14 protein-coding genes and 1 pseudogene are annotated in these 14,636 nt (G+C 33.4%); 7 read left to right on the plus strand and 8 right to left on the minus strand.

What is annotated here, in order from left to right; all coding sequences use genetic code 11:
- Together AB8B52_RS07120 and rpsO are read right to left on the minus strand one after the other, a co-directional pair.
- Positions 1–403: pseudogene (locus AB8B52_RS07120) on the minus strand (polyribonucleotide nucleotidyltransferase); the annotation flags it as partial.
- Positions 404–647: 244 nt separating this feature from the next.
- On the minus strand, positions 648–917 hold the full coding sequence (gene rpsO / locus AB8B52_RS07125) for a 30S ribosomal protein S15 (RefSeq protein WP_406026615.1): 270 nt from the start codon (positions 915–917) through the stop codon (positions 648–650).
- Between the two features lie 194 nt (positions 918–1,111).
- On the opposite strand from rpsO, the gene AB8B52_RS07130 reads away from it, so the two are divergent.
- The gene (locus AB8B52_RS07130) at positions 1,112–2,248 is read left to right on the plus strand and encodes a PAS domain S-box protein (RefSeq protein WP_406026617.1); all 1,137 of its coding nucleotides are present in this window, start codon (positions 1,112–1,114) and stop codon (positions 2,246–2,248) included.
- Positions 2,249–2,302: 54 nt separating this feature from the next.
- Here AB8B52_RS07130 and AB8B52_RS07135 read toward each other — a convergent pair whose 3' ends face one another.
- From AB8B52_RS07135 to AB8B52_RS07150, 4 genes are all read right to left on the minus strand, one after another.
- The gene (locus AB8B52_RS07135; RefSeq protein WP_406026619.1) at positions 2,303–2,839 is read right to left on the minus strand and encodes a hypothetical protein; all 537 of its coding nucleotides are present in this window, start codon (positions 2,837–2,839) and stop codon (positions 2,303–2,305) included.
- Positions 2,840–2,973: 134 nt separating this feature from the next.
- Complete coding sequence (gene accD / locus AB8B52_RS07140) at positions 2,974–3,831, minus strand: acetyl-CoA carboxylase, carboxyltransferase subunit beta (protein WP_406026621.1); 858 nt, start codon at positions 3,829–3,831, stop codon at positions 2,974–2,976.
- A gap of 274 nt (positions 3,832–4,105) precedes the next feature.
- Positions 4,106–5,173, minus strand: a complete 1,068-nt coding sequence (gene fbaA / locus AB8B52_RS07145) for a class II fructose-bisphosphate aldolase (protein WP_406026623.1) — start codon at positions 5,171–5,173, stop codon at positions 4,106–4,108.
- 204 nt (positions 5,174–5,377) lie between these two features.
- Positions 5,378–7,960, minus strand: a complete 2,583-nt coding sequence (locus AB8B52_RS07150; RefSeq protein WP_406026625.1) for a BamA/TamA family outer membrane protein — start codon at positions 7,958–7,960, stop codon at positions 5,378–5,380.
- Positions 7,961–8,085: 125 nt separating this feature from the next.
- Between AB8B52_RS07150 and AB8B52_RS07155 the strand changes: the two genes are divergently transcribed.
- Complete coding sequence (locus AB8B52_RS07155) at positions 8,086–8,820, plus strand: TrmH family RNA methyltransferase (RefSeq protein ID WP_406026627.1); 735 nt, start codon at positions 8,086–8,088, stop codon at positions 8,818–8,820.
- Here AB8B52_RS07155 and AB8B52_RS07160 read toward each other — a convergent pair.
- Positions 8,807–9,523, minus strand: coding sequence for a porin family protein (locus AB8B52_RS07160; protein WP_406026629.1), 717 nt, complete (start codon positions 9,521–9,523; stop codon positions 8,807–8,809). The genes AB8B52_RS07155 and AB8B52_RS07160 overlap by 14 nt on opposite strands.
- A 1-nt stretch (position 9,524) precedes the next feature.
- Complete coding sequence (gene ubiE / locus AB8B52_RS07165; protein ID WP_406026631.1) at positions 9,525–10,256, minus strand: bifunctional demethylmenaquinone methyltransferase/2-methoxy-6-polyprenyl-1,4-benzoquinol methylase UbiE; 732 nt, start codon at positions 10,254–10,256, stop codon at positions 9,525–9,527.
- A gap of 341 nt (positions 10,257–10,597) precedes the next feature.
- Here ubiE and trkA point away from each other — a divergent pair, with 341 nt between their 5' ends.
- From trkA to AB8B52_RS07190, 5 genes are all read left to right on the plus strand, one after another.
- Positions 10,598–11,947 (plus strand): Trk system potassium transporter TrkA, encoded by a 1,350-nt coding sequence (gene trkA / locus AB8B52_RS07170; protein ID WP_406026633.1) that lies wholly within the window; start codon positions 10,598–10,600, stop codon positions 11,945–11,947.
- Positions 11,948–11,956: 9 nt separating this feature from the next.
- On the plus strand, positions 11,957–13,459 hold the full coding sequence (locus tag AB8B52_RS07175; protein ID WP_406026635.1) for a TrkH family potassium uptake protein: 1,503 nt from the start codon (positions 11,957–11,959) through the stop codon (positions 13,457–13,459).
- Between the two features lie 165 nt (positions 13,460–13,624).
- Entirely contained in the window at positions 13,625–13,873 is a 249-nt protein-coding gene (locus AB8B52_RS07180) for a hypothetical protein (RefSeq protein ID WP_406026637.1), read from the plus strand.
- A gap of 132 nt (positions 13,874–14,005) precedes the next feature.
- Entirely contained in the window at positions 14,006–14,287 is a 282-nt protein-coding gene (locus AB8B52_RS07185) for a hypothetical protein (protein WP_406026639.1), read from the plus strand.
- Between the two features lie 19 nt (positions 14,288–14,306).
- Positions 14,307–14,588: a hypothetical protein gene (locus tag AB8B52_RS07190; RefSeq protein WP_406026641.1), complete on the plus strand. Its 282-nt coding sequence runs from the start codon at positions 14,307–14,309 to the stop codon at positions 14,586–14,588.
- Positions 14,589–14,636: the final 48 nt, after the last annotated feature.

A 14,636-nucleotide genomic window follows, 5' to 3' on the forward strand; every position in this document is an offset into this window, starting at 1 on the left:
CCGCTAATCCTGCCATTGCATCTGGCATAACTTCTGGGTCATGAGACATTAACTGTATCATCACTTGAGTTTCAGAATGGTAATCTTTTGGGAATAATGGACGTAATACTCTGTCTACTAATCGCATTGTTAATACTTCGCCATCACTAGGTCTTGCTTCTCTTTTAAAGAAACCACCTGGATAGCGACCTGCAGCAGCAAATTTTTCTCTGTAATCTACTGTTAATGGTAGAAAACCAAGGTCTTTTTGTTCGTAATTGGAAACAACTGTACATAATAACATACATTTTCCTGATTGCACCACAACGCTACCATGCGCTTGTTTTGCTAATTTTCCGGTTTCGATAGAAATTTCTCTACCATCACCAAGGTCAATGACCTCTCTAAATACTTTTGGAATCATAAATTTTTTTAATTCTTTTTTTTGCCGGTCATTGAGCGTAGTCGAAATGCTCAGCAAAAAATGTTAAACAATGGTCGTTGTGTTGTTGTGTGTAGTTGTTGTGTGACCAATGAAAAACTGCTAGTCCTGAACTTGTTTCAGGATCTCATGCTTATTCTTCAACTTTGGTTTTTATACTCGTCCAAAACCGAGTTGTTTTTATACCAAAAAAACCACGCTGTTAGGCGTGGTCTTTTTATTGAGATTATTTTCTTAATCCTAATTCTTTTACTATAGCACGATATCTTAAGACATCTTTCTTAGTTAGGTAATCTAGTAAGCTTCTTCTCTTACCTACTAATTTCACTAATGAACGTTCCGTATTATAATCTTTACGATTTCTTTTAAGGTGTTCAGTTAAGTAATTAATTCTGTAAGTAAACAAAGCAATTTGCCCTTCTGCAGAACCTGTGTCTTTTGCATCTTTACCGTGTTTCTTAAAGATGGCTTCTTTTTCTTTTGGATCTAAATACATTCTAATATTATTGTAAATGATTGTTATGTACTATGAAAGTTTTTCTTTCAAGCGGCAAATATACTATTTTTTTGTGATTTGATATTTATTTTGTAACTTAATCCTATAATAAGTGAGTGTTTACCTCATTTTATGCCATGCATTCCTTTTACTAACTGACCGCTTTCAATAATTAATCCCTTTAAATTGAATGAATGAAAGTGTCAAATCAACTTCGGAATTTCTCTAACGCATACGATGTTTTAGAGCGCGTGTTTAATAATACGTATAACGGCATTGCTATTGTCAGTTTAGATGGCAATTGGTTAAAGGTCAATGAAAGTGTTTGCGATATTTTTGGTTTCACTAGATGGGAACTTTTTAATATGGACATTAGTAATATTATTTATGCCCAAGATTTAGCGGCTCACGACGGAAAGTTTGAAAAACTCATTTCTGGTAAGATTGATAAATATCGTGTTAAACAACGCTATTTTCATAAAGATGGATCTATTATTTGGATGCTAATTTATGTGTCTTTAGTCTACTTTAAAGAGGGAAGACCACATATGATTTGGCAATTTTCTGACATTACCAAACGTCAAAAAAATCAGTATAAACTTAAAGACATGCTTAGCGTAGCCAAAGAGCAAAACGAACGACTGCAATCGTTTGCTAATATAGTAACGCATAATTTACGGTCGCACTCTGGTAATTTGTCTACCCTTACCGAATTTTTAGAAAGTGATTTTTCTAATTTAAATAAAAATGAGAATTATCAACTTTTAAAAAAAGCTATTGAAAATCTTCAAGAAACGGTATCGCATTTAACTGAGGTGGCTAAAATTAAAGAAATTGAAGATGCTAAAATGCAAAGTCTCAATTTATATGATTTTGTAGAAAAAGCGACTTATAATATTATCGCTTTAGCACAGAATGCAGAAGCCACAATTTATAACGAAGTTGACGAAGACATTTGCATTAAAGGTGTGCCAGCTTATCTCGATAGTATTATTCTTAATTTTTTAACCAATGCTATTAAATATAAGTCCGAAAAAAGAAAGCCTATTATAGAATTATCTTCTAAAATTGAAAACGATTATGTGGTCTTAAGCATTAGAGATAATGGTCTTGGGATTGATTTAGATAAGTTTGGTGAAGCACTTTTTCAGATGTATAAAACCTTTCATTATAACGAAGATGCCATTGGTATTGGCCTTTTTATCACTAAAAACCATATTGAATCTTTAGGCGGAAAAATAGAAGTTTCGAGCGAAGTAGATGTCGGTACTGAGTTTTCTGTGTATTTTAAAAATGCTAGTCATCAACTAAATACTAGAGCAAAAAAATGAGCCTTTCAGTAATTGCGAAAGGCTCATTGTTAGGTTTAATATTTGAAAGTGTTCTTATAACACATCAACTGTGGTTGTAACATCTAATTCTAATAGAATATCAAAAGATACAGGTGTACCACTTACGGTTCCGTTTACAGAAGCTGTAATAGAGCTTTCATTGGCTAATGCACTGGCAATAGCATTTAAAGCAGCAGCATCTTCAATAGTGTACACGGTATTGTTGTCATCAGATTCTTCAAGATTAACATCTGTTATTGAAATCGTTGTACTGCCAAAAGTAAATGTACCTTCGGTTAAAGTTGCATTTGGTGCTCCTTCAAAGTTATCAATTTCATAGGTTAAATCATTGACTGTAACGCCTTGTATTAAATCAATACTAGATTGAATGTCAACATTAGAGGCTAAATCAATCGTTGAATTTTCTGAGAATTCTGCTGGCATGCCTTCAGAATCTTCGGTAACAGCAACACTGAAACTGGTAGAAAGATCTCCATTGATATCAAATTCTGTTAATTCATCAAGATCTTCGCAGGCAAAGGCCGTAATCATTACTAATAATAAAAGGCTAATTTGTTTTGTAATTTTCATCGTTTTGGGTTTTTTAGTTTAACCTTTAGTTTGTTATAATTCAAAAGGTTAACAAGGTTAAGGGCGAAATATATTCATTTTAAATGAAAGCACAAAAAAAAGAGGCTATTTAAACCTCTTTTTTATATTTCAATTTAAGCTCTTATCGGCTGATTCTTAATCAAATCGATATATAAATTCACCTTCGTCTTTAAATCTTTACGATGTGTAATGAAATCTAAAAAGCCGTGTTCTAACAAAAATTCTGAAGTCTGAAACCCTTCTGGCAATTCCTTTCCTGTGGTGTCTCTCACAATCCTAGGACCTGCAAAACCGATTAAAGCACCAGGTTCTGCAATATTAATATCTCCTAACATAGCAAAAGAAGCTGTTGTTCCGCCTGTTGTGGGATCTGTACATAAAGAAATATAAGGAATACCTGCATCTGCCAACTGTGCGAGTTTTACAGAAGTTTTAGCTAATTGCATTAAAGATAAAGCGGCTTCCATCATACGTGCACCACCAGATTTACTAATAATCATTAAAGGTGTTTTTTTCTTAAGCGCATAATCTGCTGCTCTAGCAATTTTTTCACCAACAACACTTCCCATAGAGCCACCAATAAAGCTAAAATCCATACAGGCTATAACTAAATCGTTTCCGTTAGATTTACCAACTGCGGTGCGCACTGCGTCCTTAAGATTGGTCTTTTTTTGTGCGGCTTTTAAGCGATCTGGGTATTTTTTGGTGTCTTCAAATTTAAGCGGATCTTTAGATGTTAAATTGGCATCTAATTCTTTGTATTTATTATCGTCAAATAAAATTTGAAAATATTCATTACTTCCTATTCTTACATGGTAGCCGTCTTCTGGACTCACATAAAAATTCTGCTCAAGTTCTTTAGTGTCTATAATCTTTCCTGTAGGAGATTTATACCAAAGTCCTTTAGGTGTGTCTTTTTTTTCTTCGGTTGAGGTATGAATACCTTTATCTTTTCTTTTAAACCAAGCCATATTTAGGTTACGATTTTAATCCTTTTACATCTCATTTAATAAGGGTTGGTTGATGTTAAGGACAGGTTTATGATTTTAGATCACTACAATCTTAAATCTATTTTTAGTGTGTTGTTTATTACTTACGTATTGCGTACAAACTTACTATTTTATTGAATATAACTCAAAAATAGAGAAAAGTATCTCAATATTCATGTTTTTAGACCCAAATAAAAACCCATTAAAACTCTGATAACAAGTTCTAATGGGTCAATACAATTTATTTAAAATAAACTTATAAAGTGTCTACGTTATTGAGATCCTCAAAAGCTTTTTTCAATCTATCAACAAAAGCATCTTCACCTTTACGCAACCAAACACGTGGATCGTAATACTTTTTGTTAGGAATATCGTTACCATCAGGATTACCGATTTGCGTTTGTAAGTAGTCTTTTTTGTCGAGTACATAATCTCTAACACCACTTAAAAAAGCATATTGCATGTCGGTATCAATATTCATTTTTATAACACCATAGCTTATACCTTCTCTAATTTCTTCAACTGTAGAACCAGATCCACCATGAAAAACAAAATCGATATGATTATGCTCTACACCATACTTTTTAGTAATGTGTTCTTGCGAATTCTTTAAGATTTTCGGTGTCAATTTTACGTTTCCAGGTCTGTAAACACCATGCACGTTTCCGAAAGCAGCTGCAATGGTAAACTGATCGCTTACTTTACTTAATTCTTCATAAGCATAAGCTACTTCTTCAGGCTGTGTGTATAATTTAGAATCATCAACATCACTATTATCTACACCATCTTCTTCACCACCTGTAATTCCTAATTCAATTTCTAAAGTCATACCCATTTTGCTCATACGCTCAAGATATGTTTTACAGATTGCTATGTTTTCTTCAAGAGGCTCTTCAGATAAATCAATCATATGAGAACTGTAAAGCGACTTTCCTGTTTCTTTAAAATGTTGCTCACTTGCGTCTAATAAACCGTCAATCCAAGGTAATAATTTTTTAGCGCAGTGGTCTGTATGCAAAATTACAGGTACTCCATAAGCTTCTGCCATTTGGTGAACGTGTTTTGCACCAGCAATAGAACCAGCAATGGCGGCTTTTTGGCCTTCGTTACTTAAACCTTTACCAGCATTAAATTGCGCTCCACCATTTGAAAACTGAATAATAACTGGAGCATTTAATGCTTTTGCAGTTTCTAAAACACCATTGATAGTGTTAGACCCAATAACGTTTACAGCAGGCAAGGCAAAGCCTTTTTCTTTAGCGTAATTAAAAATATTTTGAACTTCTTTTCCTGTAGCAACTCCAGGTTTAATATTATGACTCATAATTTATTAGTATTGAAAATTTAAGTCTCAAAAATACGGAATTTTTGATTATTTATTGAGACTATACAGTTATATAATATCGAAAACGTTATCGTTTTTAGCCTGTTAGCACAATGGCGATTGGTTTCGATTTTGGCTCATTATTAAAATTATGCCGAAATGACAAAATAAGAGACGTTGCTGAAAAAAAGAATAGGACCGGTTTTAAAAAGGATAATTAATACCGATATTATATACGGCATTTCTGAAATTATAGTCTCTAAACCAACGATTACTGATATCTTGCGATGGATCGTAGGTTTTAAAACCAACATCAAAACGAAGAACAAAAAAATCAAAATCATACCGAATTCCGAAACCAGAGCCTACTGCAATATCTTGTAAAGATCTAAAATCGTTTAGTGTGGCAGCTTCATCTTCAACATTATCTAATACATTCCAAATGTTACCAGCATCGACAAAAACAGCTCCTTGAAAGGCTCCAAATAAGCTAAAACGCTGTTCTGCACTTAAATGAAGTTTAAAGTTAGCTTCATTAAATTCGTTGGTAGTTTTAGAACTTCCTGGACCTAAGTTAAAGGCAGTCCATGCTCTGTTGTCATTTGGTCCTCCTGCGAAAAAACTTTCTGCAAACGGAATGTTATTAGAGTTACCATAAGGAATAGCAATACCTGCGTAACTTCTAAACGCGAAGACATTCTTTTTACCAAGATCAATATATTTTATATAATCTATTTCGGTCTTTATATATTGCGAAAAGGCAACACCAAAAATTTCGTAATTATTATCATTTTTCTCTGATCCGATAAGACTAGAAACATTTGCAAGTAAATTACCAGCCAATTCTACACGCCATTTAAAAACTGAAAAGTCATTATCGAAAGTGCTTTTTCGTTTGTCTTTTTTATAATCGAAACTGGTAGAAAAAATAAGGTTATTTTCGGTGAGTCGTTCTCTACGTTCTTCGATATTATTTACGGCTTGAAAATCGGCAGCACTCAAGGTTTCATTTCCTGTTAAAACATCATTAATAAATACATCTGCTGGTGCAAAACTATTTGGAATGCTGCCATCAAATAGAATTTCATCATCATCTATATAATTGATGTTTCGTGCAATGGTATTTAAACTGGCAAAAGAACTGGTATAGACACCAAAATAATTACTGGTATTTAGATTTTTTACAAAGTTGACATTAAATAATTCTAAAGTATTTGTTACGGTTGAAGACGGAAACCAATTGTAACTATAGATACTAGAAATGGCCTGTTTATCGAGACCTATGTTTTGTTGACTTGTTGCCGATAAGTTGATGATGGTGCTTGGCGACATGTATTTAGGGATAATTTTATCCGTATTAAAAGGACTAAACAGTCTTGGTATGGTTAAACGAATATTGGCACCAAATTCGTTAATATCAAAAAAACTTGTTTCATTAGCACTAGGATTTCTAGAAGCACCAATTGCTGCAACTCCAGAAATATCTAAGGTTTCGGCACCTCTAAAAATATTTCTAATTTTTAAACCAGAGCTAAATGAAAAGCCAATGGTTTGTATGTTACTGGTATTAATTTCAGGATCAAAACTTAAACCGTATTTCTTTTTAGGTTCTAAAAAAATATTAGCCGTTAAGGTGCTGTCTGCCTCGTTTTCAACAAAATCTACGTTTGGGTATCTAAACATTTGCAAATCGTTGAGGTAACGCTGGGTTCGGCTTCTAGCTAAATCACTGTAAGTATCTCCTTGTGTTAAAAAAACAGCATCGGTTAACGCCTTTGGTCTAAACCTTAATTTTTCTTTACTGTACAGATTAACGTTTTTATAGATGGTGGTATCAATAATCGGTTGGTTTCTGTTACTGTAATTATCATCCGTAAAAATATTGACGTCTTTTATTTTATAAATTTTAAAAGGTGCTGTTGTGGTGGAGTCATCACCTCTAATCGTTCGGTTGGCTATAATTAAATCCGTATGTACTTTATGGTTGGTGTTAATTGTATCCATTTCAAAACGAATATAATCTTGTCCAAAGTGATAAAAACCTCTATTTCTGAGGTATTTGTTGATACGTTCGCGTTCATTTTCATAACGCTGTTCGTCGTATTGTTCGCCTTTTTTTAATAGAGTATTTTCACTAAATTGACTGTAGAGTGAATCAATGGCAGTACTGCTAATAAAAGGTTTTAAAGAATCTAAAACATAAGGTTTATTTTTTTTGACATGATACGTTACCTGCGCTTTTTTAGTACTATCTTTTTCAACATTAAATGTAATTTCATTGTTAAACCAGCCTTTACTGTAATAGTACTTTCTTAAATTATTCGCCGTTTTTATCGTTTTTTCACCATCGTAAATCACAGGAGCCTCTCCAGTACGTTTAAGCCATGCGTTAAAATCACGTCGCGATTCTATCAGCTTATTAAACTGTTTTTTAGATAGTAATTTGGTACGTCGTCTTACTTTAGAAGTATCATTTAACACATCAGCATACAATATGGAATCTATATTTGGCCTCGCAAGGTTATAGATGTGAAGTTTTAGTGGAAAACTTAAAATTTTTCGCATTCCGGAATTGGTGCGTTGTAAAATGATGTTATTAATACGCTCATTTGTAATTTTGGTACTGTCTTCTAAAATGGTATTGCTCGTAATAAGGTGTTCATTGGTTTTTACACGTTTTACAACATTACAAGAACTTAACATCAAAGCACCAACAACTAGCAAGATGCAACGGTAGTGCATTTTGAAGTTAATCAATGATGGTGATGTAAAATGTTGCGAACTCAAACGAGGGTTTTTATTTGTATGATGTGTTAGTGAAACAAAAATAATACCACTTCTAAATTAGAAACCTTATTTAAACAAAAAAGGTTTACTTTGTATTTAGGTCTAACAAATGTAAAGACATTTTAATGTTATCAAAGAATCAAATAAAGTTAATTAAAAGTTTAGGTCAAAAAAAGAATAGACAAGAAGAAGGTTTGTTTATTGTTGAAGGCATTAAAGGCATTACAGAATTTTTAAAGTCAGATTATAAATTGAATAATTTATGGACTACTAAATCTGTTTTTGAAGCGCCTAAGCACCTAATTAATGAAATTTCTGAGACCGAATTAAATAAAATATCGTCACTAAAAAATCCGAATACTGCTTTAGCTGTTTTTGAAATTCCAGAGCCAAAGTTAACGCAACAAAATGGCTTGGTTGTGGCTTTAGACGATGTAAGGGATCCAGGTAATTTAGGTACCATCATTAGATTGTGCGATTGGTATAATATTAAAAATTTGGTGTGTAGTGTAAATACCGTTGATTGCTATAACTCTAAAGTGGTTCAAGCAACAATGGGTTCTTTAACACGCGTTAATGTGCAGTATTTAGATCTCATAACGTATATAGAAGCGTCTAAGACTGAAGTGTTCGGAACATTTTTGTCTGGAGAAAACATCTATACCACAGACTTGCCACAAGAAGGTATTATTGTATTAGGCAATGAAGCTAACGGTATTTCTGAAGCTATTGAAACCATGGTGACTAGAAAAATCACCATTCCACAATTTGGAACCTCAAAAGCTACAGAAAGCTTAAATGTAGCTAATGCCACTGCAATAGTGTTAAGTGAGTTTATGAGACGTACTATTGAAATGTAAAATTGATAAAAACGCCTCGTGTTTGCATCTTAGCAACGTTGCCTGTCCAAGGGCTATTTGGATCCGCATCAGGAATAAGTTCATTATTCATGGCAAAAATGCCACGTATAGACGGTGTAAATTTAAAATAGAGTAGGTACAAATCAATACCAAAACCAAGTTCGTAGAAATAGGTCGTTCTCGTCATTCTAAATTCATTGGCACTATTATCATTAGGATTATCCGCGTTGCTCGATAAATTTAAAGCAGCAGAAAAACCTCCAACGATAAATGGCTTAAAATTATTAATTCGTTTTGTTGAAACTTTTAATAAAAGTGGCACATGTACGTAAGTAGATTTTACCTCTCTTAAGAGGTCTGAGTTATTAAAATCGATACCGCTAAAATAACTTTCGTTGTATTGTAAATTTCTAGTGGTAAAGAAAACACCAGGTTCTAATCTTAAATTTAAGTAATCGTTAATACGAAGATCTCCGATGAGACCTAAATGGAATCCAGCGGTTGTTTCAACTAGAATGTCATCTAAGTTTTGATTATAATCAAAATTAAAATCATATTGGTTAAATCCAATAAAATAGCCCCAAGTCACTGGTTTTTTATCTATATTGTCTACAGCGTTCGTGACCTTTTCTTTAGTGAAAAGTTGGGCGGAAACGTTTTGAAACGTTAACAAAAACCCGATAACATATACTAATTTCTTCATACTATGCTTTAGATGCTGAGTAGATGGTTGCTACTCCCATGGTTTGTGGCAGATCTTTCACATTAATAAACCCAATTTTTCTTAAAATATTGTTCAATGCTTCACCATAAGGAAAAACAGAAGCCGATTCACTTAAATAACTGTAAGCCACTCTATCTTTAGAAAATAGTTTACCAATAATAGGCAAAACCACTTTTGTATGCACTTTGTAACCTGCTTTATAAATTGGATTCGTTGGCACAGAGGTTTCTAAAATCACAAAAATACCATTCGGTTTTAAGACTCTTAGAATTTCAGCTAATCCCTTTTCTAAATGTTCAAAATTACGCACACCAAAAGCAACTGTAATGGCATCGAATGTATCATCTTCAAACGGTAAATCTTCAGAATCACCAATAACCATTGAAATGATACCATCTAATTTTTTAGAACTGATTTTTTTACGACCAACCTCTAACATGCCATCACTAATATCTAAACCAATAATGTCTTTAGCACTTGTAGCGGTTAGGCTAATTGCTAAATCACCAGTTCCTGTGGCAATATCTAAAATGTTTTCAGGATTGGTTTTTGCAACCATTTCTACGACCTTATTTCTCCACTTTATATCAATACCAAAAGAAATGACACGATTTAATCCGTCGTATTCCTTAGAAATCGTATCGAACATCTGCGTCACCTGAACCTTTTTAGATTGGTCACTATCTTTATATGGGTTTACTTTTTCAGCCATAGAAATTTTTGGTAAATATACTAAGAAGTTAGCAAGTGTCTAAAGTTTATAAGTACTTAAAGTTTGGACACTTGCTAAGTGCTTAAAGTTATGAGTGTCTACTTGAACGTATTACATATAATGAACTTTGAACACGAAACTTCTAATACATCAAGCATTCTTCAACTTATAACTTCAAATTATAGGCACTTATCAACTAATAAGTATATTTGCATGTTTATTTCGAACAGGATATAATGAAACGAGCCTATTTAAAATCTTATGATTTAAATAGAATGATGACAATTAAACAGTCCTGATAGTGATCGGAATGATCTTAAAAAAACAGTGAAAAAATACACATGAAAATAATTATTGCAGGTGCAGGTGAAGTCGGATTTCATTTAGCAAAGCTCTTGTCTTACGAGTCTCAAGAAATCACTTTAATTGATACAAAAAAGGATAGCTTAGGCTATGCAGGTGAGCACTTAGATATAAGAACTATAAAAGGCGATGCCACGTCTATAGCTGTGTTGAGAGATGCGCGTATTGATACGGCAGCACTGTTTATAGCAGTAACCTCCTCCGAAACTACAAATATTACGGCATGTGTTTTGGCGAAACAATTAGGTGCCAAACGTACCATTGCACGTATTTCGAACACAGAATTTATTGAACACAAGGAAACGGTAGGATTTTCCAAATTCGGAATTGATGAATTAATCTCGCCAGAATCTTTAGCAGCATCAGAGATTGAATTACTATTAAATCAATACGGCTTTAACGAAACTTATGAGTTTGAGGAAGGTGCATTAACCATGTTGGGTTTACGTTTATCAAGAACCGCAACCTTTGTAGATAAAACTGTAAAACAAGCTGCAGAATTATTTTCAGAATTACACTTTATTCCCATTGCTATTCAAAGGTTAGGGACGCAATACACCATTATTCCGAGAGGTGATACCATTTTTAAAGAAGGTGATAAAGTTGTTTTTATGACTTCTAAAGGTGGTGACGATGAGCTTTTTGAGTTATCAGGAAAAGTAAAAGTAGATATTAAAGATGTGATGATTCTTGGTGGTAGCCAAATCGGTTATAAAACTGCAAAAGATCTTTGTGCTAGTAAGTTTAATGTAAAACTGGTTGAAAGTAAAAAAAGTGTTGCTGAAGATTTAGCTGAAGATTTACCAAATGCTCTAGTCATTTGTGGAGACGGTAGAAATGTAGAAATATTAGATGAAGAAAATATTTCAGATATGGACGCCTTTATTGCGGTTACCGGAAATTCTGAAACCAATATTATGTCTTGTCTTTTGGCAAAATCTAAGGGAGTTAAGAAAACTATTGCTCTAGTTGAAAATATGGATTATTATCAATTATCGCAATCCATTGGTATTGATACCTTGATTAATAAAAAGCTATTAGCAGCGAATAACATTTTTAGATATATTAGAAAAGGGGAAGTGGTCGCCATGACCAAGTTAACCAACATGAATGCGGAACTTTTAGAATTCGTGGTAAAACCAAATTCTAAAATTACCAATAAGATGATTAAAGAATTGAAATTTCCACGTTCTGCTATTTTTGGTGGAGTCATTAGAGATGGAAAAGGTTTAATTCCGCTCGGAAGTTTTAAAATTGAAGCAGGAGATCGTGTGGTCGTCTGTTGTTTGCCGCGTTCTATTTCAGAAGTTGAAGCATTTTTCTCATAAGGTTATATTATGTCTCGTATAAAGCTCAATTATAAAATCATCTTTCACTTTTTTGGACTATTACTCTTGTTCAATGGTGGCTTTATGCTCATTGCAACTTTAGTCAGTCTTATTTATAAAGATGGAGTAACGCTTCAATTATTTTTAGCCGGAATTGCAACATTGCTCATAGGAATCTTAGCAATGTTTAGGACTAAGGACCATCGCAAAGAAATGAATAAACGCGAAGGGTATATTGTGGTTGCTTTTGGTTGGATTGTGATGTCACTTTCTGGTACGTTGCCTTATGTGGCAACAGAAGCGATTCCGTCATTTACCGATGCTTTTTTTGAAACCATGTCTGGTTATACCACTACAGGAGCCAGTATTTTAAACGATATTGAAATTATACCTGAAGGAGTATTATTTTGGAGAAGTACCACCCATTGGATTGGTGGTATGGGAATCATTGTACTTGCCATAGCTATTTTACCATTGTTAGGGGTCGGTGGTATGCAATTATTTGCTGCTGAAGCTCCCGGACCAGGAGGAGATAAATTACATCCAAGAATCACAGACACAGCCAAACGATTATGGTTGATATATGTAGGGTATACAGCTGCGGAAACCATTTTATTACAAGTCGCTGGAATGTCCTTTTTTGATGCGATTAACCACGCCTTAAGTACCGTATCTACAGGAGGATTTTCAACTAAAAATGCCAGTGTTGCACATTGGAATTCTAATCCTGCCATTCAATACATCATTATATTCTTTATGTTTTTAGCAGGTACTAACTTTGTGTTGAGTTACTATTTGTTTAAAGGGAAAGTTTCTAAAATTTTAAAGGATGAAGAATTTCGACTCTATTTTAAATTCATTGTCATATTTACAGCAATTGCGTCCGTTTTAATCTACTTCAGAGCGGATATTTCGCAATCCACAATAGATCATCCTATGGTTTTGGGTGAAGGTGAAAGTGCCATAAGACATGCTTTGTTTCAGGTATTAGCCATAGTCACTACTACAGGTTTTGTGACTGCAGATTACACCCTTTGGACTCCCTTTTTAACGGTTTTCTTTTTCGGATTAATGTTTTTAGGTGGTTCTGCTGGTAGTACTTCGGGTGGAGTAAAAGTGGTACGTCAATTAATTTTAATTAAGAATAGTTTTATAGAATTTAAGCGTGCATTGCATCCTAACGCGATTTTGCCTGTGCGTTACAATGGAAAATCGGTTTCAAAAGATATTGTATTTAATGTTTTAGGCTTTTTTATTCTATATATGTTATCGTTTATTATTGGTGCTTTGGTGTTTTCTATGTTTCAGATGGATTTTACGTCTGCTATAGGACTTTCAGCGTCTAGTTTAGGAAATGTTGGACCAGCTTTAGGTGATTTTCGTCCTGTAAATAATTACTCTGCATTACCACCTTTAGGAAAATGGTGGGCTTCTTTTTTAATGCTTATTGGACGATTAGAATTGTTTACGGTTCTGATATTGTTGACGCCTTTCTTTTGGAGGAATCGATAAATATTCAACTTTTTTTAAAGATTTTTTAAAATATAGCCAGCCTATATTCTCACTAATAGTTCCACGGTTTTTAATATCTCATTTTTGTAACGTGTTGAGGTACATGTTGTAACATTTGTTATGGTTCTGCGTCATATTCATGTAACCAAACAAAATTTATCAACCATGGAATTAACAGTAAACACCTCTTTAGAAATTGTATCAGAATCCATTAAGGGAATTCATTTTACCAAGCAAGGCTTATTAAACTCTAATTATAAAGCACTTGTTAAGCAAAACTTTAGTAAGCCTACAAATACATCCGTATTTGGTATGAGACAACGCTTAAAAGCGTTTCAATTGAATAGAGTAGACCATACTGCAGCTATTTTAAAACTGTCTGTATTTCTTATCGCTTTAGTCGCTTTATTCTAAAATAGCGCAAAATACTATTTACCTGATCTTTCAACTGGCACATGTATTTGTGCCTTTTATAACGTCTGTGGCATACTAAAATATGTTACGCATTATCTCGTATCCCTTGTTTTAAATTAAAATCTAGGAATTATGCCATCGAACTCAATGAATGTTATTACTTACAACAGAGGCTTATTGCCGAAGCGCGATAAGTTTAAGAATCGACTAGGTGGTTATAATTCAGATAAAAAAACGGAATATAATTTACCTAAAGCGACAACTAAACAATTAAAAAACATCCGTAAACGACTAAAAGAAGAACGAAAAGCTAGAATGTTTAAGCTAATCGTTTACACCGTTTTTGGATGCTTAGCTCTAATTTGCGTTTTAGTTTATTTGGCAAACGGAATTAGAGAAAGTTTATGGTTTTAATGATTAAAGATAAGAGTGTATGCCATTAGGAGAAGCAATGATTAGTAGTTTAAAAAGTAATAAAAGTATAAGGCTTGATAAATCTAGAAGATTTAGAAAGACACTTGGTGGCTATGCTAAAAGTAAAAACACAACTTGCGATGTTCCGAAAGCGACACCAAGTCAATTGAAAGTCATTAGACAGAAATTAGAAAAGGAAAATCAACGACTTACCATAAAAACAATCTGTATATCAGCAGTTATAAGCATCAGTTTGGTTTTGATGTTTTTTTATAAAAGTAAATACCTCGCAGGTTTTTAAAACCTGTGAGGTCTAATAATTATTATAAAGATAAAAAAGGGATTGAGG

It is taken from the genome of Winogradskyella sp. (assembly GCF_045105575.1).
Classification (GTDB): Bacteria; Bacteroidota; Bacteroidia; order Flavobacteriales; family Flavobacteriaceae; genus Winogradskyella.